We start from the raw sequence: 20,701 nt of genomic DNA on the forward strand, positions 1-20,701 counted from the left end.
CGCTACCCTCGGGCCACTTACGGTTCTTTTGACCTCCTGCGTCGGCGCCTCGCTGATTCGCAGCCATGTCTATTTCCCGGATCCGCTGCCGGCGGAACTGGATTGGCAGGGGGTGCCGCCGCCGCTGCCAATGAGGGTACAGACTGAGGATGGCCTCACCATCGAGGGGTATCGCTGGCCCGCAACCACGGCTTCATTCGCGACGCTGATCTTTTTCCATGGCAACGCCGGGAACCGCTACACGGCGGCTGCCATGGCTGCCCCGCTGCGACGTCCCGACGTGGAGATCATCGTCGCATCCTATCGCGGCTATGGGGGTAATCCTGGTCGCCCCAGCGAGGCTGGCCTCTATCGCGATGGTGCTGCCTTTCTGCGCGCGGCGCGCTTGGGTACGCCGAAACACCTGTACCTCTTCGGCTTTTCCCTAGGTGCGAGCGTGGCGTTGCGTCTTGCGGCGGACCAGCCCGTGGATGGTGTCGTGACACTTGGGGCCTTCTCTTCCCTGGCAAGTGTGGCGCCCTGGTGGGCGGGGCCCTTTCTTCCGGATCGGTTTGATAATGTTTCCGCTGCACGGCGGCTTCGCACGTCACTCCTGATCCTTCACGGTTCCCGCGACGAAACGATTCCCATCGCCGAAGCGTCCAAGATCGGAAGGGCGGCCAGCCCGCCGCCGCAGATCATCATTCTGCGCGACGCCCCACACCGGATACGACTAGACCCGATCGCACGGATGATCTGGGATCAGTTGATCCATATAGCGCGACATCAGCCGGCTGCCGCGATCGCGATGGACGGCGTCCATCAAGACTAACGTGCTGCGGCATGGTTGCACCCGAATTTACTTTTGAGAGACATGGTGACTTTGTCGATGTCCGCCTTCCGCCGGCAAGCGCTCGAAGACTTCATACTGCAGCAGCATGGTCATCACGCCCATGCCACGATCCGTCAGCTGAATCAGGGACCGCCGTGCATCGGTCGCGTCGTCAACTTTGCCCACCAGTCCCGCCTCGACCAAGCAATCCAGACGCCGGAGCGCGGTCGAGACGGAAGCGCATGCCGCCAGGCAGAGGTTCTTAACCGGTGTGGGCCGACCCTCCGCTTCCGCGATGAACAACTCCAGCAGCATGTCCCATGCAGGCTCGCCGAACATGTCCTTAACGAGGACGTCCCGCTGCCGCCGCATCGCATATTGCCGCCGTGCGTGATGGACCAAGCGAAGCGATATGCCGCGTGGGCCAACTTCGCGATCGAGCACTTTATAGACAGCGCTCTCCAACTGATCGAGCGCAGACCGCACCGTCAAATAGTTGTGAGTCTCCCCGAGTTCAGCCTTCGCTGGCGTGATAGGGCACCGAAGATAATGAGCACCATGATTGGATAAGCCCAGAACCCCTGGAACAAGATGTAGATCTGCAGAGTCTGACTCAATCCCATCACAACGACGCAGTGGCTGCAAACTGCTATGAGATGAAAGGCTGTTGCCCATAATGGCCAAAACCTCCTTGATTTAAGCGCGAGACATAGAAAAGCAATAAGTGCTAGTATATCGACGGCGATTAGCCCCGACCTGTAGCTGTTCCATTCAAACAGCATTGGTATCTCGATAAAAATGGTGGCCAGAGACGCCGTCAGGACGATCATCGTCCCAAGCCGTTCGCTCCGGCCACCAAAAGCCATTCCCAACACCGTCGTGGCGATCAGGAACGCTGCATAGATTACGCGCAATGCTAGGAAAAAGGTCATGCCGTTGGCGAGCTGTCGTCGGTTGGCAGATCAGCTAACGCGCCGCAGGGGCGTGACATGCGCGCCCAGGATCTTCTTGGCGTCCTTGTCGCTCAGGCCCCCGAAATCCTCTTCGGCAGAAACTGCGATTCCTTTAATATCGTTGAGTACGTCATGTGCCTCGAGAAGCGCGCGCCGACTTGCGGTCTGTTGGCTTATGGTCTTCGCCAGCGCTTCCACCGCTCCATGGCCGATGCAGGCGCCGGCTCTTAGCTGAAGCCGCGCGTCCAATGCGGTCGCTAGGAGGCGCGCCGTGCTGGCGATGGCGAGATCGTTCGCCCGTTCGGATTCCCACATCTGTTCCGCAACGTTCATGGCAATGGCTCGGCGTTCACGACGCATCTTTATTCCCCCGTTCATCAGGTTGCCGTCTGGATGAGGGTCACATTAACCGGTGAAGACTTACCAGGATCGTGGCGATTCCGCTCACCAGCCCCCCTAATAGAAGTGCGACCAACGCGGCGATTATCAGAACCCAGCCGATGCGCTGCCCCGTGGTCAGCGTGTTGATTGGCCGTTTCCTTGTCGCCACCGGTAGCGCCCAGCCCGTCCCGGCGTCCGCTTCGTCCCCCTCATCTTCGTCGGATCCTGCTGCCTCTCGCGGCGGAACAGCAAGCGCAGCCGGCTCGTACGAAGGCTCGTATGAAGAGGAAATGTCGGCGTATCCGACCATCGCTGCAGCCTCATGGCGCGTTTTCGCACCAAGGAGACGCATTGCGATCCCGATTTCGGCATTGACGGTATGATGTGATCCGTGGACCGCCAACGCGATCTGCTTCGAAGTCATGCCCTGCGCGACGAGGCGCAGATAGGCACGTTGGGTTTCGTTGAGCGAGCCAACCTTTGCCGCGTTTTCGAACGAATTCATCACAGTAGAGCCATTTACTTCTAACCGGGGACAGTGACAACTCGCTATCGATAGCACTGGTTGAGTGTAGCGGCACCCTTCCGTCCGATGAAGCAGGAAGCCACATATCTACAGGGTTGAGCATTGCAATTTTGTTAAAGATTACTGAAGGTTTAGTTTAGTTAAAATTGCCGGCGAATAAAAGTATCCTTTATGTATATATTGAAAATGGATTAATACCGTGCCATTTACGTTGTGATGATTTCGGATTCGAGAAAGACCGGACTGTTTAGTGTAACAATTGTCTTGTGCCTTCCATAACCTTAGCCATGTCTTGGAATGGATATCCGTGGTAGTAGGCATCGCGAAAAATTGCAAAGATCGATGATTGGGGCGGCGCCAAATTCTGTTGGAAGGCACAACAGATCATCCCCTCGACAGCATGAGTCTGCAAGCGTGGCTTGCGCCGCGAAGAGGGCCCTGCGAGCGCCAGCCGGGCTGCGTCGCAAGCGATGGAGCCGGGCTTCTACCGGAGGGTGCCACCGAGTCGGCTGCGAGACGCCACATAGCATTGCGAGTCAACGCGCCCAAAAACACGCGTGATCGAAGCAATGGCAAGGAAGCGGTGGATGCCCCGTGAGGATTCGAACCTCAATTGACGGAGTCAGAGTCCGTAGTCTTACCTTTAGACGACGGGGCATCAATCAGGCCGCGGCAGATAGGGCGGGGAAGCGCGGCTGTCAACGCTGCATTCGCCTGCTCGCCTTGCGCTGCAGCGTTCGCTCGTCTAGCCTCGCATCCAAGCACCGGCCGAGCCGTTTTGGCTCGGTGACGGAAGAGCATAAGCGAGTTGATGTGATGGGGGATGGCTCCGCCAGAATGCCCCGCGGAGGGCGCGTTGCCGATGCCCGCCCTGTTGGGCCACCGGCAGCAAATGGGCCGGCGAAGGGCCCGGCGAATCGATGGAACGACGCGCGCCACTATGCCGCGCTGGACCTGGGCACGAATAATTGCCGGCTGTTGATCGCGCGTCCGCAGGGAGGCGGCTTTGCGGTGATCGACGCCTTTTCGCGAATCGTGCGGCTGGGCGAGGGGCTGGCCACCACCGGCCGGCTTTCCGATGCCGCGATCGAGCGCACGCTGGCGGCGCTGCGCGTCTGCGCGGACAAGCTGAAGCGCCGCAACGTCACGCTGGCGCGATCGGTGGCGACGCAGGCGTGCCGACAGGCGAGCAATGGCGGCGCGTTCATCGAACGCGTGTACCGCGAAACCGGCATCGCCCTGGACATCATCACGGCGGAGGAAGAAGCGCGGCTGGCGGTGCTGGGCTGCCACGCGCTGCTCGAACCCGGCGACGGGCCGGCGCTGGTGTTCGACATTGGTGGCGGCTCGACCGAGCTGGTGCTGGTCGATTCGCACGCGCCGATCCCGCATATCCTCGACTGGCACAGCGCGCCCTGGGGTGTGGTATCGCTCAGCGAAGCGACCGGGCAGAGCAAGGCCGTCGACGCCGATGCCCGGGCCGCCGCCTATGCGGACATGCGCGCGCGGGTGCGGGACAGCTTCGCCCCCTTCGTCGCGCGGCTGCGCACCCCCAAGGGCACGCGCCGGCTGCTGGGCACCAGCGGCACGGTAACGACGCTGGCGAGCGTGCATCTGGGGCTCGCTTCCTACGATCGCTCCGCGGTAGATGGGCTGATCGTGCCGAGTGCAGCGATGCGCGCGGTGAGTGCCCGCATTGCCGCGATGAGCGTGAAAGAGCGCGCGCAGGTGCCGTGCATCGGCAACGAACGCGCCGATCTGGTCGTTGCGGGCTGCGCCATCCTGGAGACGATCCTCGACATCTGGCCTGCCGAGCGGCTAGGCATTGCCGATCGCGGCATCCGCGAAGGAATCCTGCGGCGGCTGATCGGCGGCGCGCCCCTGTAAACTGGCATTCAAGCGTGTGAGGAAGATTCGATGAGCAGGGGCGGAGGCCGCGGCCATGTCCGCGTGCGCACGGCACGGGGCCGCACGGCGCAATCGACACGCTGGCTGGAGCGCCAGCTGAACGACCCTTATGTCCGGCGCGCCAAGGCGGAGGGCTATCGCAGCCGCGCCGCCTACAAGCTCACCGAGCTGGACGAGAAGTTCGGCTTTCTGAAGGGCGCCAGGCGCGTAGTCGATCTGGGCGTGGCGCCCGGCGGCTGGACGCAGGTGGTGCGCCGCGTTCTGCCCAAGGCGGCGGTTGTGGGAATCGACCTGCTGCCGGTCGATCCCATCGAAGGCGCGACGCTGCTGCAGATGGATTTCATGGACGATGCCGCGCCGGACAGGCTGATCGAGGCGCTGGGCGGCACGCCCGACCTGATCCTGTCCGACATGGCCGCCAACACGGTGGGCCATCCGCAGACCGATGCGCTGCGCACAATGGCGCTGGTGGAAACGGCGTTTGATTTCGCGATCAAGACGCTGGCGCCGGGTGGCGTTTTCGTCGCCAAGGTGTTCGCCGGCGGTGCCGATTCGGCGCTGATCGCCGAGATGAAGCGCAATTTCGCGACGGTGAAGCACGCCAAGCCGCCGGCGAGCCGCAAGGGCTCGGTCGAATGGTATGTCGTCGCGCAGGGTTTCAAGGGGCGCAGCGACGATGCCGCGCCGCCGAAGGAGCAGCAGGGCTGAACCGGCGAGCGGGCTTTACGGGCGGCGCCTGCGCTGGGCAGAGGCGATCGCCTTGAGCAGCTGTCGTAGACCCGCGACAAACAAAAGGGCCGGCGTTTCCGCCAGCCCGTTCGTATGCCGTTCGACGAAGAAGGATCAGCCTTCGTAGTCGCCGCCCAGATTCTGGTTGCGCGGCGGCGCTGCGGCGGTGAGGCGAAGGGCCTCTGCCTGGGCTGCGATCGAGCCGACTTCGTCCGGCGCTTCCTCATCGTCGATGCGGACGCGCTGCAGGCTGGCGACGACCGACTCTTCCAGATGATCGGGACGGATCGTCTCTTCGGCGATTTCGCGCAGGGCGACGACGGGGTTTTTATCCCGATCGCGATCCAGCGTAAGATCGGCACCGCCGGAGATCTGCCGTGCGCGCTGCGCAGCGAACAGCACCAGGTCGAACCGGTTGGGAATCTTGTCGACGCAATCTTCGACAGTGACGCGCGCCATCCTGGTCTTCCTTGATTTCAGGGTGCGGGAAAGACCGGCCAGTTAGGTGCGGCGGCCGCAAATGTCAAGAAAAGCCGCAGCGCGGCCACGAACCCGCCGACGCTTTCGATCGTTACGCAGGTTCACGATCCGGAGCATCCATCGCCCATGGCGCCTTATGCCGATCCCGTCCCGCTTGCTGCCCCACTGCCGACAGGGCATGTCGGCGCCATGCCGACAGCGCTCGCCCAGCCCAGCTTCCTCGTCGAGGGCAACCGGCTGACGCTGTTGCCCGATGGGCCGGAGCGGATGGCGGCGCTGCTCGCGCTCATCGCGGGGGCGGAGCGGACGCTGCGCGTGCTCTATTACATTTATGTCGACGACGAAGCGGGAGCGGCGGTGCGCCAGGCGCTGATCGAGGCGGCAGCACGTGGCGTGCGCGTGGCGCTGATCGTCGACGGGCTGGGCAGCGAACATGCGCAATCGCAGGATTTCTTCACGCCGCTGCGCGAGGCCGGCGTGGAGGTGTGCCGCTTCGTGCCGCGCTGGGGCCGGCGCTATCTGCTGCGCAACCACCAGAAGCTGGCGCTTGCGGACGAATCACGCGTGATCGTGGGCGGGTTCAACATCGAGACGAGCTATTTCGGCACGATCGCCGAGCAGGCGTGGCGCGACCTGGGCCTGCTGGTGGAAGGACCGGCGGCAGAGCGGCTGACAGGCTATTTCGATGCGCTCGCCGCCTGGGCGAAGCGGCCGCGTGCGTCGCTGCGCGCGCTGGGGCGAACGTTGAAAGCCTGGAGCGAACCCGACGGCAGTGCACGCTGGCTGCTCGGCGGGCCGATGCGCCGGCTGTCGCCCTGGGCCAGGGTGGTCAAGCACGATATGGAGCGGGCGCGAACGCTGGACATCATCGCCGCCTATTTCGCACCCAACCCGGCGATGCTGCGGCGGCTGGACAAGGCGGGCCGTCGCGGCCGCGTGCGGCTGGTCCTGCCTTCGAAGCTGGATCATACCGCCGCGATCTGGGCTGCGCGCTTCACCTATGCCGGGCTGCTGCGCAAGGGCGTGGAGATCTACGAGTATCAGCCGACCAAGCTGCACACCAAGCTGTATGTGATCGACAATGTCGTCCATATCGGCTCCGCCAATTTCGATATCCGCAGCATGTTTCTCAACCTCGAACTGATGCTGCGGATCGACGATGCCGCCTTTGCCGCGCATGTACGCCATTACGTCGATGGCGAGGTGGCGCAGTCCGAACGGATCACGCCCGCGCTCTACAAGGCGCGCAGCGGCTGGTGGACCCGGGCCAAGCAGTTCGCCGCGTATTTCGTGATGGCGGTGCTCGACTATAACGTCACGCGCCGGCTGAACTTTGGCGACAACGGGCCGATCGAGCCCTGACGCCGATGGTCAGGCCGGCACTTCCAGCGGCTCGACATCGACCGATACGTGCATGTTCTGCGCGCCCGATCCCAGCACGATGCCGTCGATCGGCGCGATATCGGCATAGTCGCGGCCGATCGCCATGACGATGTGATCCTCGGCCATCCAAATGCCGTTGGTGGGATCGACGCCAGCCCAGCCCAGTTCCGGCCCGCACCACAGCAGCACCCAGGCATGAGTCGCGTCCGCCCCTACCAATCGCGGCTGGCCCGGCGGCGGCAGCGTGCGCAGATAGCCCGAGACATAGGCGGCCGGCAGCCCCGCCGCGCGCAGGCCGGAGAGCATGATCTGCGCGAAATCCTGGCATACGCCGCCCCGCTTGGCGAACGCTTCGTGCGGCGGGGTATCGACCAGCGTCGCGGTGGGATCGAAAGTGAAGTCGCGCTGGATACGCCGGGCGAGTGCGATCCCGGCTTCCAGGATGCCGCGATCGGTGTCCAGCTCCTCGGCGCACCAGGCGCCGATCTCGCGATCGAGCGGGATCAGCGGCGAAGGGAACAGATAAGCGGCAGGCCCGGCGGCGGTGGGATCGCGGCTTTCCCGCGCCCATGCCGCGACCTGGCGCAGCGAAGGATCGCGCGGCGAGGGAACGGGAATGGGCCGGTCGACCCGGATGCGTGCGCGGCTCTCGATCGTCAGGCTGCTTGCGTCGTGCTCCACCACGAGCCGTACGACATTGGCGAGGCCGGCTTCGGCGCGCGCCGGATAGGTGCGGCCGCCGGGCTGCACCGTCAGCCGATAATCCTCGATCATCTGGCCCGACCACAGGATAGGCTTCAGCCGCAGATTGCACCGGGCGAACGCCACCGGCTGCGCATAATCGAACCGCGTGACATGCCGGATCTGGTAGAGCATCATGCGAGCACGAGCCCCGCCGCGCGCAGCGGCTCGGCACCGTGCAGGAAGTATCGCCGGCCGATCGCATCGGACAATGTGCCCAGCCGCGCCTGGAGATCGGCCAGCCAGGCATCGTCGATCCGCGTTGCCCGCGCCGTGACCAGTGCGGCGGCGATGGCGCGGGCCTGCTCCTGTTGCGGTTCGGCAAGCCCGTCGTCGGACAGCACGGGAAGCGCGTTCAGATGCGCCGAGATCGCCGCCGCCTGGAAGGCGATCCCTCGCGGATTGCCCGGATCGAGCGCCAGCAGATCGAGCACCGGCACGCGCGCCATGCCGGTCAGATAGCGCTGCCGATAGCTGATCTGGCTGTCGCTCAGGTCGAGCAGCGTCGAAAGATCGTCGGCGGTGGCATCCGGCTGGCCGAGCGCGCGCAGAAAGCCGATCGTCGCAAGCGCGCGTTCGATGCGGCGGCCGAGATCGTGGAAGCGCCATGCATCGGTGCGGCCCATATGCTCGGCCGCCTGGCCCGCCAGCGCCGAATAGCGTCGCTGCAGCGATCCGGCGCGATCGAGCAGCACGCCGCGATCGGGGAACGGCGCGTCGAGCAGGCGGATCATGTCGGCCGAGAGGCGATCGCGCGAGACGGCGCCGATCATCCGCGCCTGCCGGTTGATCTGCCGCACGCTCTGCTCGCCGCTCTCCGATTCGAGCGCGGTGCGCGCGAGCTGCGTCAGTTCCTGCCGCTTCAGTCCGCGGGGGGGCGGCGCCGCACCCGCCATGATGACGAGCTGGGCCAGCCGGCCGACCGTTTCGGGCGACAGCGCCGCGCCGGTATCCGCGCTGATCGAATGGCCGAGCAGCACGCGCAGCACCGAAAGCAGCGCTTCGCCCCGCTCCAGATAGCGGCCGAGCCAGAACATATTGTCTGCCACGCGGCTGGGCAGCGTCCCAGGATTGCGGCGCAGCTGCGTCGAATCGCCCGCCGGCAGGAGCGAGACGGGCAGAACAGGATCGGGCCCATGCACACAGACGTCGGCGGACCAGCTGCCTTCGCCCATTACTGCGGCGCGCGTATCCGGATGCTCGCCGATCCGGGCGAAACCGCCAGGCATCACCACCCAGCGCCCCGTCGCGTCGCGTGCGGCGAAGACGCGCAGCGTGAACGGACGAGCGATCAGCCGGTCTTCGGTGACAGTCGGCATCGTGGACAGGCAGACCAGTTCCTGGCCGACATAATCCTGCGGCCGGCGCTCGAGATCTTCAAGGATGGCGGCGCGCGCGGCGTCATCGAGCTGCGCGCCGATCACCGGTGCGCCGTCGGGCAGGCCGATCAGCCGAGCGCCGAAGGCGGGCGCCACCACCAGCCGATCCAGCGTAGCGGCGACATGGGCCGCTTCTGCCGGCTGGCCGCACCACCAGGTTGCGATGTTGGGCAAGCGCAGCGGCGCGCCGAGCACCACTTCGCTCAGGCGCGGCAGGAACGCGGCGAATGCCGGCGCCTCCAGCAGCCCCGCGCCCGGTGCGTTGGCGATCACGACGTTGCCGGCCACCATCGCGTCGATCAGCCCGGCAACGCCGATTCGGGAGTGCGAATCGAGCGCCAGCGGATCCAGGAAGCGCGGATCGAAGCGGTGCCACAGTGCATCGATGCGCTTCAGCCCTGCGATGGTGCGGACGTACAGCCGATCGTCGAGCACGGCGAGATCGGCGCCCTCCACCATCAGAAAGCCGAGATAGCGCGCAAGATGGGCCTGCTCGGCATAGCTGGCGGTGAAGCGGCCCGGCGTAAGCAGCGCCATGCGCGGCTCGGCGCGGCGACAGGCGGCCGCGATGCCGTCGCGAAATGCGGCGAAGAAGGGCGCATGGCGCTCGATGTTCAATCGGCCCTGCAGTCCGCCCAGCGTCCGCGCCATCGCCAACCGGTTCTCCAGCGCATAGCCGGCACCCGCTGGCGCGCGCAGGTGATCGGCCAGCACGCGCCAGTTTCCATCCGGATTGCGGCACAGATCGAAGGCGACGAAATGGAGGTGGTGCTCGCCCGGCGGCGTCAAATGGGTGAGTGGACGCAGGAAGAAGGGGCTTCCCGTGACCAACGCGGCCGGTACATGGCCGTCCGCTACCAGTCGGCAGGGGCCGTACAGATCCTTGAGTAGCGCTTCCATCAGTTCGGCGCGCTGGATCGCGCCGGCTTCGATGTCGCGCCATTCGCCGGTATCGATCAGCAGCGGCACCGGGGAGAGCGGCCAGGGCCGTTCATCCCCTTCGTCACCGACCCGGTAGCCGGTGCCGATATCCTCGGCATGGCGATGCGCGCGCTCCCGTGCCAGGGCGAAGCCGTCGCCCGAAAGGCCGGCAAGCTCCTCGAACAGGGCGGTCCACGCATCGCTGGTGCGCGCCCGCAGCACGTCGCCTGCCGGCGCCTGCCCGCAATAGTCCGTAATCCAACGATCGGCGATCGTGCCGGCGTCGAACAATCCCGCCTCGGCAAGGCTGACCACAGCTGCTTCCCTTTCCTCGCGAGGGTGATGGGCGAAAGGTTGCTGCCATGCAACACGCGAGATGTGCGAGTGGGGGCAAAAGCGGTACCGGTCCGGCGCTGGTCGCCGATCAAACGTCGGGCAGCGTCTGGTCGGCGATGCCCCAGCCGCGCAGACTGCGGCCTTGCGCGCGTTCGATCAACATGTCGGCGTCGCGGATCGTGAACCGGGCAGCGCTGTCCGTCTCGCGCAGTTCGGTCCAGGTTACCGGCGTGGCGACCGGCGCGTTTTCGCGGGCGCGGGCGACATAGGGCAGCACCGCCGTCGCGCCGCGCTGGTTGCGCAGATAGTCGATGAAGATGCGTCCCGTGCGACTGGCCTTTTTGAGGTTGGCGGTGAAGCGCTCGGGCTCGGCCTGGGCAAGGGCGCGGGCGAAGCGCTCGCAGAAGCTGCGCGCCGCGGGCCATTCCGCGTGCGGCACCAGCGGCACCACCACGTGCACGCCTTTGCCCCCGGAGAGCATCGGCCAGCTGGTGAGACCGATCTCGGCGAGCTGCTCCTTCAGAAACTCCGCCGCTTTCTTGACCACGGCAAAGTCCAGACCCTCGTCCGGATCGAGATCGAACACCAGCCGATCGGGCTTCTCGATATCGGCGACGCGGGATCCCCAGCCGTGAAATTCGATCGTGCCCATCTGCACGCAGGCGAGCATGCCATCGGCATCGGATACGTAGAGATAGGGTTCGGTGGAGCCGTCCTTTTCGCGGATATCGACATGGTGGACCTGCTCGCCGAAGCTGCCGGCATCGTGCTTCTGGAAGAAGCATTGTTTGGCGCGGCCCTGCGGACAGCGGACCAGGCTGATCGGGCGATCGGCCAGCCAGGGCAGCGCGATCGGCGCGACGGCGCTGTAGTAATCGGCAAGGTCGCCCTTGGTGAGCTTCGATTCGGGAAAGATCACGCGATCGCGGCTGCTGATCTTGATCGTACTAGGCGCGGCCTCGGGCAGCGCGGCGGGTTCCTCCGCCACTACCGCCTCAGCCGGCTTGTCCTCGCGCAGACCGAGGAAGCTGGCATGGCGCACCACTTTCTCGGCGGTGAACTCGGCAAAGGCGATTTCCGCGACCAGTTCGGGTTTCACCCAACGCGCGCCGCGTGCTTCGGGGCGGGGGACCTTGGCGGCGGGGGCGTCGGCGGCAAGTTCGTCCAGGCGCTCGCGCAGGGAAAGCAGCGTCTCGGCGTTGAAGCCGGTGCCGACCTTGCCGGCATAGACCAGCCCGTCCGGCCCGTTCAGCCCGAGCAGCAATGACTTGAACCCGCGTCCCCTGGCGCTCGAAGCGCTCCAGCCGAGGATCACGAATTCCTGGCGGTGCGTGCATTTGATCTTCAGCCACGCCTTGCTGCGCGTGCCGCGATAGGGCGCGTCGGCGCGTTTCGAGACAATCCCCTCGAACCCTTCGCGGCACATGCTTTCGAACAGCTTCTCGCCATGGCCGATCACATGTTCGGAGAAGCGCAGGCGATCGTCGACGCCGTCCATCAGCGCGCGCAGGCGTTCCTTGCGCTCGATCTGGGGGAGGGCGGTCAGGTCCTCGCCCGCGTCGGCGAGCAGATCGAAGGCGAAGCACAGCAGCCCCTCGCCGCCGGCGGAGATCGCCTCCTGCAGGGTGGAGAAGTCAGGCTTGTCGCCCTGCATCGCGACGATCTCTCCGTCGATCAGCGCGCCGGCGGGCAGGCCGGCAGCGGCTTCGGCGATGCCGGGGAACTTGGCGGTCCAGTCCAGGCCGGAGCGGGTGTAGATCTTCGGCCCGTCCGTGCCGGTGGCAATAAGCGCGCGGTAGCCGTCGTACTTGATCTCGTGGAGCCACTGGTTCCCGGTGGGGACGGTGTCGACCAGCGTGGCGAGCTGGGGAGATTGGAACGACGGGGCTTTCGATCCTTTTCCGGAGGCCCGCTTCGCTTTCGCCCCCCTCCCGCTTGCGGGAGGGGGTGATGTGGAAGAAGGGCTGCTAGGTTTCCGCCCCTCCCCCGACCCCTCTCGCACGCGGGAGGGGGGCGCAGGCTTCTTCCCCTCGGCAATCTCCTGCATCGTGCGACCAGTGGTGACGCTGGTGAGGCCGGTTTCCACCAGCTCGTCCGTCGCCCCGGCGAACTCGTCGTTGATCTTGCGGAGCAGCCAGTTCTCGGCCTTTTCCTTGCCTCGGGGCTTGAGCCGGATCAGCAGCCATTCGCCCCGCATGCGCTCGCCGTGCAGCACGAAATGGAGATGGCCCTTCTCCAGATCCTTGGCACTCTTGCCCGGGATCGGCTCCCAGGTGCCGTTGTCCCACAGCATTACCGTGCCGCCGCCATATTGGCCCTTGGGGATAGTCCCCTCGAAATCGGCATAGGAGAGCGGATGGTCCTCGGTGCGGACCGCCAGCCGTTTCTCGTCGGGGTCCAGGCTGGGCCCGCGCGTCACCGCCCAGCTTTTGAGCACGCCGTCCACTTCCAGCCGGAAGTCCCAGTGCAGCCGTGTCGCGTCATGCTTCTGGACGATGAAGCGATTGCCGCCTCCCTTGGCGACCTTGCCGGCGGGCTCCGCCGTCTTGGCGAAGTCGCGCTTGGCATTGTAGCGGGCGAGGCTGTCGGGCTCAGGCACGTTTCTTCGCCGCCGGTTTCTTGGCCGGGGCCTTTTTGGGCGCAGCCTTGGCCTTTGAGGCAGGCTTGGCGTCGCCGGGGCCTAGCGACTTCTTCAGCGCCGCCATGAGGTCCACCACGTTCGAACCCCGGCTGTCCGCCTTGTCGGGATCTTCCTCGATCACCTTGGCGCCCTTGGCCTTTTTCTTCTTCTCGATCAGGTTGCGCAGCGCGTCGACATAGCGATCGTGAAAGCCCTTGGGGTCGAACTTGCTCGCCTTCTTCTCGATCAACGTTTGCGCCAGATCGAGCAGTTCGGGATCGGGCTCGCTGTCCGCGATTTCGCGGAAATAGCCCTGCGCCTTCTGCACCTCATCGGCATAGCGCAGCGTCTCGAGGATCATGCCGCGCCCGCAGGGCTTGAGGCTGACGATATACTCGCGGCCGCGCATCGCCAGCTGGCCCAGCCCCACCTTGCGCGCCCGCCGCAGCGCCTCGCGCAGCACGATGAAGGCCTCCTCTGCCAGTTCATCCGCCGGCACGACGAAATAGGGACGCTCGTAATAGAGCACGTCGATTTCGTCGGCGTCGACGAACTGAGTCAGCTCCAGCGTTTTCTTGGATTCCAGCTTTACCGCGTCGATCTCGTCCTGTTCGAGCAGGACATATTCGCCCTTCTCGATCTCGTATCCCTTGACGATCTCGTCGGGCTCGACCGTGCCGACGCCGGGCGCGACCTTTTCGTACTTGATCCGCTGGCCGCTCGGCTCGTGAATTTGATGGAACGCGATCTGCGCGCCGGATTTGGTGGCGGTGTAGATCTCGACGGGAATCGAAACGAGGGCCAGCCGAATCTGTCCCTGCCAATAGGCGCGTGCGGCCATGCGGAAGTCTCCTCGTTGCAGGCCCGATTCAATTCCCCAAAGGTCACAGTGTTCCGCCCATCGCAACGGCGGCGTTTAGGCTGTAGAGGCAGACCGTATGAGCACCGACCCTTTCGCGCTTTTCCACGACTGGTACACCGAAGCGCGCACCACCGAATTGAACGATTCCAACGCGATGGCGCTGGCGACCGCCGATGCGCAGGGCCGCCCCTCGGTGCGGATGGTGCTGCTGAAAGGCTATGACGAACGCGGCTTCGTCTTCTACACCAACCGGGAGAGCAGGAAGGCCGGCGACCTGGCCGCCAACCCTTATGTTGCGCTGCTGTTCCACTGGAAGTCGCTGCGCCGCCAGATCCGGATCGAAGGCGCGATCGATCTCGCCAGCGACGCGGAATCGGACGCCTATTTCGCCAGTCGCAGCCGCGATTCGCAGCTCGGCGCCTGGGCCTCGGACCAGTCGCGCCCGCTTGATGCCCGCGCGACGTTCGAGGCGCGCTTCGAGGAAGTACGCGCCCGCTTCGAAGGCGGTGCGGTGCCGCGCCCGCCGCATTGGGGCGGCTATCGCGTGACGCCGGAGCGGATCGAGTTCTGGCTCGATCGCGAACACCGTTTGCACGAGCGCCGCGTCTTCACCCGCGCCGGCGACGGTTGGAGCGAAGGCATGTTGTTCCCATGAGCAACCTCGCCCGCCGGGCCGCGCTGGCCAGCGTCGCCAGCGCCGTGTTGCTGGGGGCGCTCAAATCCTATGCGGCGGTGAAGACAGGATCGGTGGCGGTGCTGGCCAGCCTGGCCGATTCGGGGCTCGACCTGATCGCTTCGCTGGTCACGCTGGGCGGCGTGCACTGGGCCGCGCAGCCGGCGGACGAGAAGCACCGTTTCGGCCATGGCAAGGCGGAGGCGCTGGCGGCGCTGTTCCAGGTGGCGATCATCGCGATTTCCGGCTTCGCCATTCTGCTACGCGCGGTGCAGCGGCTGCTGCAGAACCAGGCGAGCGCCGCACCCGAGGCGGGCATCGTCGTGTCGGTGATTGCGATGGTGGTGACGCTGGCGCTCACCCAATATCAGCGTTCGGTCGTGCGCCGCACCGGATCGATCGCGATCACGACGGACAGTATTCACTATAGTTCGGATCTGTTCCTCAACGCCGCCGTCATCGCCGCTCTGGTGCTGGAAAGCTATGTCGGCATCGCCGGCGCCGACCCGATCTTCGGCATCGCCATCGCGCTGTGGCTGCTATGGGGCGCCTGGCGCGCTTCCGTCGCGGCGATCGATCAACTGATGGATCGCGAATGGCCGGAGGAGAAGCGCCGCCGCTTCGTCGAGATCGCCGCCACCTATCCCGAACTCAACAGCCTGCACGATCTGCGCACCCGTACCAGCGGCAATCGCGACTTCGTGCAGTTCCATGTCAGTATGCGCCCGACGATGACGATCGCCGCGGCGCATGACGTGGTCGAGCGGCTGGAAGCGGCGCTGGCGGAGGCGTTTCCGGATACCGAGATCCTGATCCATGTCGATCCGGACGGCCATGTCGACGAGCCTGGCAATGCGATGGTGGAGGCCAATCTGCTGGATGACGGCGACGTTACGAGCGGCGGACGGTAACAGCCGGGCCGGAGGCTCCCTATCTGGGCGGGCCCACCCGCCAGGAGACGCCCCGATGCATGCACCGCCCGTCCCCGCCACGCTTGGCCGCGGCCTTACCTTCGCCATGGCGGCGGCGGCGGGGATCGCGGTGGCGAACATCTATTACAACCAGCCGCTGCTCGGGATTATCGAACGCGACCTGCCCGGCCAACCGGCGGGGCTGGTGCCGACGGCAACCCAGCTCGGCTATGCGGCGGGGCTGTTCCTGCTGGTGCCGCTGGCCGACCTGCACGAGCGCAAGCAACTGATCGTGCTGCAATTACTGGTGCTCGCCGCAGCGCTGGTGGGCGCCGCGACCGCACCGAATGCATGGATGCTGATCGCGGCTTCGCTGCTCGTCGGTGCGGCGGCGAGCGTGGCGCAGCAGATTGTGCCGTTCGCCGCGCACCTCGCCGATCCGGCCCGGCGCGGGCAGACAGTGGGTATGGTGATGGCGGGGCTGCTCTGCGGCATCCTGCTCAGCCGCACGCTTTCCGGTTTCGTGGGCACGCATGCGGGCTGGCGCGAGATGTTCTGGCTGGGCGTGCCGCTGGCGCTCGGCACCGCCGCGGTGATGGCGTGGCGGTTGCCGCGCAGCCATCCCGACAGCGGGCTCGGCTATGGCGGGTTGCTGCGTTCGCTGGCCCAGCTCTGGGTGGCGTTTCCGCCGCTGCGGCTGGCGGCAATCACCCAAGCGCTGTTATTTGCGGGATTCACGGCCTTCTGGACCATCCTCGCGCTGTACCTGCAATCGCCGCGCTTCGGCTTGGGGGCGGATATCGCCGGCCTGTTCGGCGTGGTTGGCGCCGCCGGCATCCTGGGCGCGCCGCTGGCGGGCCGCATCGCCGATCGCACCGGACCGCACCTGGTGGTGTTGGTGGGTGCGCTGCTGGCGGTGGCGAGCTGGGCGATCTTCGGTCTGTGGGCCAGCATCGTCGCGCTGGTGATCGGGGTCGTGCTGCTCGATTTTGCGGTGCAGAGCGCGCTGGTTGCCAACCAGCATATCGTGTTCGCACTGCGGCCGGAGGCGCGGGCGCGGCTCAATACCGTGCTGATGGGATCGATGTTCCTAGGCGGCGCCGGTGGGTCGGCCACGGCGACCCTGGCCTGGCAGGGCGGCGGGTGGAGCGGCGTGGCGCTGCTGGGCGGCGGGCTGTCGCTGGTTGCCGCGGGGCTGCAGCTAGCGAACCGACGAAGTAACCGAAGTTAAAGCGAAAAACGGGAACGGCGGGGCCTGCATGTCGTTGGTTCTCCCATCAGGAGAAGCGCCATGCCCGATCCGGACACGCATACCCACTCCCAGCCTCGCCCCAATGTCTCGACCGAACCCGGCGAAAAAGGCGATGCCGGCGGCACCAGCACCCAGCCGCGGCCGAACCTTTCCACCGAGCATCAGCAGGAAGGCGATGCCCGCCATCCGAGCGACACGCTCGATCGCGGCCAATCGGCGCGCTGAGCCCGGCGATGGACAGCGTCGAAACGGCTGCCACAGCACCGGCGCGCGATCGGCCCGGCAGTGCCGCGGCGCTGTTGATCATCGACATGATCAACACCTTCGACTTCGAAGGCGGCGATGCACTCCGGGCGCGGGCGGCGACCATCGCCGGTCCGATCCGCCGACTTCGCGATGCGTTCGACGCGGCCGAATTGCCCACCGTCTATGTCAACGACAACTTTGGCGAATGGCATTCCGAAAAGTCGCGGCTGATCGAGCAGGCCATGGCCGATGCGCCGGAGGCGATTGCACGCCTAACGCCGCGCGACTGCGATTACTTCGTTCTGAAGCCGCAGTTTTCCGGCTTCTACGCGACCAACCTGCCGGTGCTGCTGCCCAAGCTGGGCGTCCGCCGGCTGGTGCTTACCGGTGTGTCGACCGACATCTGTGTGCTGTTCACCGCAGGGGACGCGCATATGCGCGACTATGCGCTGTGGGTGCCGGAAGATGCGGTGGCGAGCCAGGATGCCGATCGCGGCCGATGGGCGCTCGAGAGCATCGCCCAGAGCATGAGCGCCGACATCGCCGCGACGAGCGACCGGGATCCTGCCGAATGGATCGCCGAGAGCGCGCACGACCTGCCGGGATAACCGGCGCGGCGGCGCCAGAGGATGCTCGACGTGCGGCAGCGGAAGACGTGCGCTTGCTCTGGTTAGAGAGTTGATAACACAAGTGAAAGTTTCGGAACGTCGTTGCCCGCCGGGCGGTTGACCCCTAGCCGTCCGGCGTTTCGCGTGCCGGGCGCATCGATCCTCCAAGCGCAAGGAACGGGCCAATGGACTATCGCAAAATCGGATTTGGGCTGGGCGTGTTTTCGATCGGGCTCGGCATTGCCGAACTCGCTGCGTCGAAGCGCATCGCGCGCGGCCTCTCGGCCGGCGACCAGGATGGGTTGGTGCGTGCGTTCGGCGCGCGCGAACTGCTGGCGGGCGCCGCGCTGCTCGCGGGGCCGGCGCATGGCGCGCGGGTGTGGAACCGGGTGGCCGGCGATGCAATGGACATCGCCGCGCTGGGCTTAGCCGCACGCCGATCGCCGCAGAACAGGGCGGTTTGGGGCGCGCTCGCCTTCGTCGCCGCCGCCACCGCGATCGATATCGTAACCGCAATCGGGCTGGATCGCACCACCGGCAAAACGCTGCCAACGGGGCAGGAGGAAACCGAAGAGAAGGAGCGCATGCCCGCTGCCGACACGCCGCAGACCGTGGAAGGCAAGGCAACGTCGATCGAGCCGGCCACCATGCCGCAGGCGCTGGCGCCGGCAGTGGGCTGATCGCCCGACCTTCTCCCTTTCCGCAAGCGGGAGGGGAGAAGGTGCGGCTATTCCTCGCCTTTCGTTGTGGCGTTGGGGTTGCTGCCGCCTTCGTAGTTGATGTGGCTCTGGCCGCCATGGCCCATGAAGTCGCCGGGCCCCTCCTTCCGCTTCTTGTCCGGATAGGGGTTGGGATAGGCGCCGCCTTCGCTCTCGCCCAGTTCGCGCCCGTGCGTCTCGGTGTCGGAAACGCCGTCTGGAGCGCCCTTGTGTGTGCCGCCGCCTGCGGCCTGCATCGGCTGTTTGTCGCTCATCTGCCAAGCTCCTGATCTATAACTCTTCTGCGCGTTCAACGAAGCGGCACTCGGCGCCGTTCCCCTGATCGGTTTCGTCGCTCAGTGCCGCCAAAGCAGCTTTGTTGAAGAAGCCGGAACAAGCCGCCTGCGGAGCCGCGCTCGGCAACAATTATCACTCAGGTTAATTGCAAAAGATCGATCAATGCGAGGTAGTTGAAACTACGGGCAAATCCAGCCGCTCTTGTCGGGGACGCAACTGACAAGGAGAGACGGCATGTTCATGCATAACAAGCGCCTGCAATATACAGTGCGGGTGGCCGAACCGAACCCGGTACTCGCTTCGCTGATGCTCGAACAATTTGGCGGGCCGGACGGCGAATTGGCGGCAGCGATGCGCTATTTCACGCAAGGCCTGGCCGAGGATGATCCCGGTCGCAAGGACATGCTGCTCGACATCGCCACCGAGGAGTTGAGCCATCTGGAAGTGATCGGCTCGATCGTCGCTATGCTCAACAAGGGCGTGAAGGCGCATGTCAGCGAAGGCGACATGGAAGAAGCCGAGCTGTACATGTCGCTGACCCAGGGCGGCAACAGCCATACCCAGGCGATCCTCTATGGCGGCGGGCCTGCGCTCACCAACTCGTCGGGCGTGCCATGGACGGCCGCCTATGTCGACAGCCGGGGAGACCCGACCTGCGATCTGCGCTCGAACATCGCCGCGGAGAGCCGCGCCAAGATCGTCTATGAGCGGTTGATCAACCTTACCGACGACACCGGCATTCAGGATGCGCTGAAGTTCCTGATGACGCGCGAGGTTTCGCACCAGAAGTCGTTCGAGAAGGCGCTGTATGCGATCGAGGACAATTTCCCGCCGGGCAAGCTGCCGGGCGTGCCGGAATATTCGAGCATGTACGTCAACACCTCGCAGGGCGAAGGCGATATGCGCGGGCCTTGGAACGACGGGCCGGAATGGGACCGTGTCGACGATCTGCAGCAGACGCTGCCCGCCGATGATGGCGACGGGATGCCGACGGTAGCGCTCGGCTCCGCCGACAAGGCGGCGTTGACTCAGCTTGCGGAGCGAACCAAATCTGATCCCAGCACCAACCCCACCACCGGTGCCGATCTCGCGGCCGGCCCGGGCGCGGGGCGCACCAAGTCGGACGTCGAGAACGTCTGATCCATTTTCCCGGCCGGGCGTTGTCCGGCCGGGAACCCATTTTTTCGGAGCGGCATGGCGGGCCAGTCGATCATCATGGCAGGCGCGCTGGGCAGCCTGGTCGCCGGGCTGGCGACCGGCATCGGCGCGATTCCTGCGCTGTTCCTGCGCAAGCCCAGTGACGAGCAGCAGAACCTGCTGCTGGGCTTTGCCGCGGGCGTGATGCTCGCGGCATCGTTCTTCTCGCTGATCATGCCAGCGATTCGCCAAGCCGAGGCGCGCGGCGCGAGCGGCGTCGAGGCATCGCTGATCGTCGCCTGCGCGGTGCTGCTGGGCGCCTGGGGTATTGCCAGGCTGCACGATCTTGCCGGGCCGCTGGAGCGCGCAGGGCTGGGCCCGCCGGGCATCGCCGACAGTGCGGTGCAGCGTCGGATCTGGCTGTTCGTGCTGGCGATCACGCTGCACAATTTCCCCGAGGGCATGGCGGTGGGCGTCAGCTTTGGCGGGGGCGATCTGGAGGCCGGTCGTGCCACCGCGCTCGGGATCGGCATCCAGAATATTCCCGAAGGACTTGCCGTGGCCATCGCGCTGCAGAGCGCAGGATATGGTCGTGCGATGTCGGCGCTGGTTGCGCTCGCCTCGGGGCTGGTCGAGCCGCTTGCCGGGCTGATCGGCGTCAGCATCGTCGCTTCCGCCCAGGCATTCCTGCCCTGGGGGTTGGGGCTGGCGGCGGGCGCGATGATCTATGTCGTCGCATCGGACATCATCCCCGACGCGCACCGCCGCATCGCCGGCGGAGGACGCGCCTCGGCCGGGTTGATGGCGGGGCTGGCGGCGATGATGTTCCTTGATACCGCCTTTGGCTGA

22 protein-coding genes and 1 tRNA gene are annotated in these 20,701 nt (G+C 65.8%); 12 read left to right on the top strand and 11 right to left on the bottom strand.

What is annotated here, in order from left to right; translation table 11 throughout:
• Positions 1 to 112: 112 nt before the first annotated feature.
• Complete coding sequence (locus ACNFJ7_RS13135) at positions 113 to 811, top strand: alpha/beta hydrolase (RefSeq protein ID WP_419724223.1); 699 nt, start codon at positions 113 to 115, stop codon at positions 809 to 811.
• A 27-nt stretch (positions 812 to 838) separates the two neighbouring features.
• Here ACNFJ7_RS13135 and ACNFJ7_RS13140 read toward each other — a convergent pair whose 3' ends face one another.
• From ACNFJ7_RS13140 to ACNFJ7_RS13160, 5 genes are all read right to left on the bottom strand, one after another.
• The gene (locus tag ACNFJ7_RS13140) at positions 839 to 1,303 is read right to left on the bottom strand and encodes a MarR family transcriptional regulator (RefSeq protein ID WP_160327949.1); all 465 of its coding nucleotides are present in this window, start codon (positions 1,301 to 1,303) and stop codon (positions 839 to 841) included.
• A complete protein-coding gene (locus tag ACNFJ7_RS13145; protein ID WP_019369199.1) occupies positions 1,300 to 1,743 on the bottom strand; it encodes a hypothetical protein in 444 nt (147 codons plus the stop codon). Before ACNFJ7_RS13145 ends, ACNFJ7_RS13140 begins: the two co-directional genes overlap by 4 nt.
• A 30-nt stretch (positions 1,744 to 1,773) precedes the next feature.
• Positions 1,774 to 2,124 carry a hypothetical protein gene (locus ACNFJ7_RS13150; protein WP_152997807.1) on the bottom strand — a complete coding sequence of 117 codons (351 nt, stop codon included), beginning with the start codon at positions 2,122 to 2,124 and terminating at the stop codon, positions 1,774 to 1,776.
• A gap of 40 nt (positions 2,125 to 2,164) precedes the next feature.
• Positions 2,165 to 2,650, bottom strand: a complete 486-nt coding sequence (locus ACNFJ7_RS13155; protein WP_058805444.1) for a helix-turn-helix domain-containing protein — start codon at positions 2,648 to 2,650, stop codon at positions 2,165 to 2,167.
• Positions 2,651 to 3,255: 605 nt separating this feature from the next.
• Positions 3,256 to 3,329: transfer RNA gene (locus tag ACNFJ7_RS13160), tRNA-Gln, on the bottom strand.
• Positions 3,330 to 3,508: 179 nt separating this feature from the next.
• On the opposite strand from ACNFJ7_RS13160, the gene ACNFJ7_RS13165 reads away from it, so the two are divergent.
• A complete protein-coding gene (locus ACNFJ7_RS13165) occupies positions 3,509 to 4,558 on the top strand; it encodes a Ppx/GppA phosphatase family protein (RefSeq protein WP_019369202.1) in 1,050 nt (349 codons plus the stop codon).
• Positions 4,559 to 4,588: 30 nt separating this feature from the next.
• Positions 4,589 to 5,287 (top strand): RlmE family RNA methyltransferase, encoded by a 699-nt coding sequence (locus ACNFJ7_RS13170; protein ID WP_019369203.1) that lies wholly within the window; start codon positions 4,589 to 4,591, stop codon positions 5,285 to 5,287.
• A 135-nt stretch (positions 5,288 to 5,422) separates the two neighbouring features.
• Here the strand turns inward: ACNFJ7_RS13170 and rpoZ are convergent, their stop codons facing one another.
• Positions 5,423 to 5,767 carry a DNA-directed RNA polymerase subunit omega gene (rpoZ, locus tag ACNFJ7_RS13175; RefSeq protein ID WP_019369204.1) on the bottom strand — a complete coding sequence of 115 codons (345 nt, stop codon included), beginning with the start codon at positions 5,765 to 5,767 and terminating at the stop codon, positions 5,423 to 5,425.
• A 210-nt stretch (positions 5,768 to 5,977) separates the two neighbouring features.
• Here rpoZ and ACNFJ7_RS13180 point away from each other — a divergent pair, with 210 nt between their 5' ends.
• Positions 5,978 to 7,150: a phospholipase D-like domain-containing protein gene (locus tag ACNFJ7_RS13180; RefSeq protein ID WP_026009087.1), complete on the top strand. Its 1,173-nt coding sequence runs from the start codon at positions 5,978 to 5,980 to the stop codon at positions 7,148 to 7,150.
• 9 nt (positions 7,151 to 7,159) lie between these two features.
• Here the strand turns inward: ACNFJ7_RS13180 and ACNFJ7_RS13185 are convergent, their stop codons facing one another.
• The 4 genes from ACNFJ7_RS13185 to ACNFJ7_RS13200 all read right to left on the bottom strand — a co-directional run bounded on the left by ACNFJ7_RS13185 (position 7,160) and on the right by ACNFJ7_RS13200 (position 14,009).
• Entirely contained in the window at positions 7,160 to 8,047 is an 888-nt protein-coding gene (locus ACNFJ7_RS13185) for a transglutaminase family protein (RefSeq protein ID WP_026009088.1), read from the bottom strand.
• Entirely contained in the window at positions 8,047 to 10,527 is a 2,481-nt protein-coding gene (locus ACNFJ7_RS13190; protein ID WP_019369207.1) for a circularly permuted type 2 ATP-grasp protein, read from the bottom strand. The genes ACNFJ7_RS13185 and ACNFJ7_RS13190 overlap by 1 nt, the downstream gene beginning before the upstream one ends.
• A 109-nt stretch (positions 10,528 to 10,636) precedes the next feature.
• The gene (ligD, locus tag ACNFJ7_RS13195) at positions 10,637 to 13,147 is read right to left on the bottom strand and encodes a DNA ligase D (RefSeq protein ID WP_019369208.1); all 2,511 of its coding nucleotides are present in this window, start codon (positions 13,145 to 13,147) and stop codon (positions 10,637 to 10,639) included.
• Positions 13,140 to 14,009, bottom strand: coding sequence for a Ku protein (locus tag ACNFJ7_RS13200; RefSeq protein ID WP_019369209.1), 870 nt, complete (start codon positions 14,007 to 14,009; stop codon positions 13,140 to 13,142). The genes ligD and ACNFJ7_RS13200 overlap by 8 nt, the downstream gene beginning before the upstream one ends.
• Positions 14,010 to 14,106: 97 nt before the next feature.
• On the opposite strand from ACNFJ7_RS13200, the gene pdxH reads away from it, so the two are divergent.
• The 6 genes from pdxH (at position 14,107) to ACNFJ7_RS13230 (ending at position 18,400) form a co-directional block, all read left to right on the top strand.
• Entirely contained in the window at positions 14,107 to 14,685 is a 579-nt protein-coding gene (gene pdxH, locus ACNFJ7_RS13205; protein WP_019369210.1) for a pyridoxamine 5'-phosphate oxidase, read from the top strand.
• Positions 14,682 to 15,614: a cation diffusion facilitator family transporter gene (locus ACNFJ7_RS13210; RefSeq protein ID WP_019369211.1), complete on the top strand. Its 933-nt coding sequence runs from the start codon at positions 14,682 to 14,684 to the stop codon at positions 15,612 to 15,614. The genes pdxH and ACNFJ7_RS13210 overlap by 4 nt, the downstream gene beginning before the upstream one ends.
• Positions 15,615 to 15,669: 55 nt before the next feature.
• Positions 15,670 to 16,845: an MFS transporter gene (locus ACNFJ7_RS13215; protein ID WP_019369212.1), complete on the top strand. Its 1,176-nt coding sequence runs from the start codon at positions 15,670 to 15,672 to the stop codon at positions 16,843 to 16,845.
• Between the two features lie 60 nt (positions 16,846 to 16,905).
• A complete protein-coding gene (locus ACNFJ7_RS13220; RefSeq protein ID WP_019369213.1) occupies positions 16,906 to 17,091 on the top strand; it encodes a hypothetical protein in 186 nt (61 codons plus the stop codon).
• 8 nt (positions 17,092 to 17,099) lie between these two features.
• Positions 17,100 to 17,720 carry an isochorismatase family cysteine hydrolase gene (locus tag ACNFJ7_RS13225; RefSeq protein ID WP_019369214.1) on the top strand — a complete coding sequence of 207 codons (621 nt, stop codon included), beginning with the start codon at positions 17,100 to 17,102 and terminating at the stop codon, positions 17,718 to 17,720.
• A 185-nt stretch (positions 17,721 to 17,905) separates the two neighbouring features.
• The gene (locus ACNFJ7_RS13230; RefSeq protein WP_019369215.1) at positions 17,906 to 18,400 is read left to right on the top strand and encodes a hypothetical protein; all 495 of its coding nucleotides are present in this window, start codon (positions 17,906 to 17,908) and stop codon (positions 18,398 to 18,400) included.
• Positions 18,401 to 18,447: 47 nt separating this feature from the next.
• On the opposite strand, the gene ACNFJ7_RS13235 is transcribed toward ACNFJ7_RS13230, so the two are convergent.
• Entirely contained in the window at positions 18,448 to 18,693 is a 246-nt protein-coding gene (locus ACNFJ7_RS13235; RefSeq protein ID WP_019369216.1) for a hypothetical protein, read from the bottom strand.
• 256 nt (positions 18,694 to 18,949) lie between these two features.
• Here ACNFJ7_RS13235 and ACNFJ7_RS13240 point away from each other — a divergent pair, with 256 nt between their 5' ends.
• Positions 18,950 to 19,855, top strand: coding sequence for a manganese catalase family protein (locus tag ACNFJ7_RS13240; RefSeq protein WP_019369217.1), 906 nt, complete (start codon positions 18,950 to 18,952; stop codon positions 19,853 to 19,855).
• Between the two features lie 54 nt (positions 19,856 to 19,909).
• Positions 19,910 to 20,701, top strand: coding sequence for a ZIP family metal transporter (locus ACNFJ7_RS13245; protein WP_019369218.1), 792 nt, complete (start codon positions 19,910 to 19,912; stop codon positions 20,699 to 20,701).

The organism is Sphingomonas sp. HT-1, from assembly GCF_048568905.1.
Classification (GTDB): domain Bacteria; phylum Pseudomonadota; class Alphaproteobacteria; order Sphingomonadales; family Sphingomonadaceae; genus Sphingomonas.

Excerpts from the sequence above, each read along its gene's own strand:
- ACNFJ7_RS13185 (WP_026009088.1), bottom strand. The coding sequence starts at position 8,047 with ATGCTCTACCAGATCCGGCATGTCACGCGGTTCGATTATGCGCAGCCG.
- ACNFJ7_RS13230 (WP_019369215.1), top strand. The coding sequence starts at position 17,906 with ATGGACTATCGCAAAATCGGATTTGGGCTGGGCGTGTTTTCGATCGGG.
- ACNFJ7_RS13245 (WP_019369218.1), top strand. The coding sequence starts at position 19,910 with ATGGCGGGCCAGTCGATCATCATGGCAGGCGCGCTGGGCAGCCTGGTC.
- ACNFJ7_RS13235 (WP_019369216.1), bottom strand. The coding sequence starts at position 18,693 with ATGAGCGACAAACAGCCGATGCAGGCCGCAGGCGGCGGCACACACAAG.
- ACNFJ7_RS13215 (WP_019369212.1), top strand. The coding sequence starts at position 15,670 with ATGCATGCACCGCCCGTCCCCGCCACGCTTGGCCGCGGCCTTACCTTC.
- ACNFJ7_RS13155 (WP_058805444.1), bottom strand. The coding sequence starts at position 2,650 with ATGAATTCGTTCGAAAACGCGGCAAAGGTTGGCTCGCTCAACGAAACC.
- pdxH (WP_019369210.1), top strand. The coding sequence starts at position 14,107 with ATGAGCACCGACCCTTTCGCGCTTTTCCACGACTGGTACACCGAAGCG.
- ACNFJ7_RS13165 (WP_019369202.1), top strand. The coding sequence starts at position 3,509 with ATGCCCCGCGGAGGGCGCGTTGCCGATGCCCGCCCTGTTGGGCCACCG.
- ACNFJ7_RS13180 (WP_026009087.1), top strand. The coding sequence starts at position 5,978 with ATGCCGACAGCGCTCGCCCAGCCCAGCTTCCTCGTCGAGGGCAACCGG.
- ACNFJ7_RS13170 (WP_019369203.1), top strand. The coding sequence starts at position 4,589 with ATGAGCAGGGGCGGAGGCCGCGGCCATGTCCGCGTGCGCACGGCACGG.
- ACNFJ7_RS13150 (WP_152997807.1), bottom strand. The coding sequence starts at position 2,124 with ATGCGTCGTGAACGCCGAGCCATTGCCATGAACGTTGCGGAACAGATG.
- ACNFJ7_RS13200 (WP_019369209.1), bottom strand. The coding sequence starts at position 14,009 with ATGGCCGCACGCGCCTATTGGCAGGGACAGATTCGGCTGGCCCTCGTT.
- ACNFJ7_RS13240 (WP_019369217.1), top strand. The coding sequence starts at position 18,950 with ATGTTCATGCATAACAAGCGCCTGCAATATACAGTGCGGGTGGCCGAA.
- ACNFJ7_RS13145 (WP_019369199.1), bottom strand. The coding sequence starts at position 1,743 with ATGACCTTTTTCCTAGCATTGCGCGTAATCTATGCAGCGTTCCTGATC.
- ACNFJ7_RS13210 (WP_019369211.1), top strand. The coding sequence starts at position 14,682 with ATGAGCAACCTCGCCCGCCGGGCCGCGCTGGCCAGCGTCGCCAGCGCC.
- ACNFJ7_RS13220 (WP_019369213.1), top strand. The coding sequence starts at position 16,906 with ATGCCCGATCCGGACACGCATACCCACTCCCAGCCTCGCCCCAATGTC.
- rpoZ (WP_019369204.1), bottom strand. The coding sequence starts at position 5,767 with ATGGCGCGCGTCACTGTCGAAGATTGCGTCGACAAGATTCCCAACCGG.
- ACNFJ7_RS13225 (WP_019369214.1), top strand. The coding sequence starts at position 17,100 with ATGGACAGCGTCGAAACGGCTGCCACAGCACCGGCGCGCGATCGGCCC.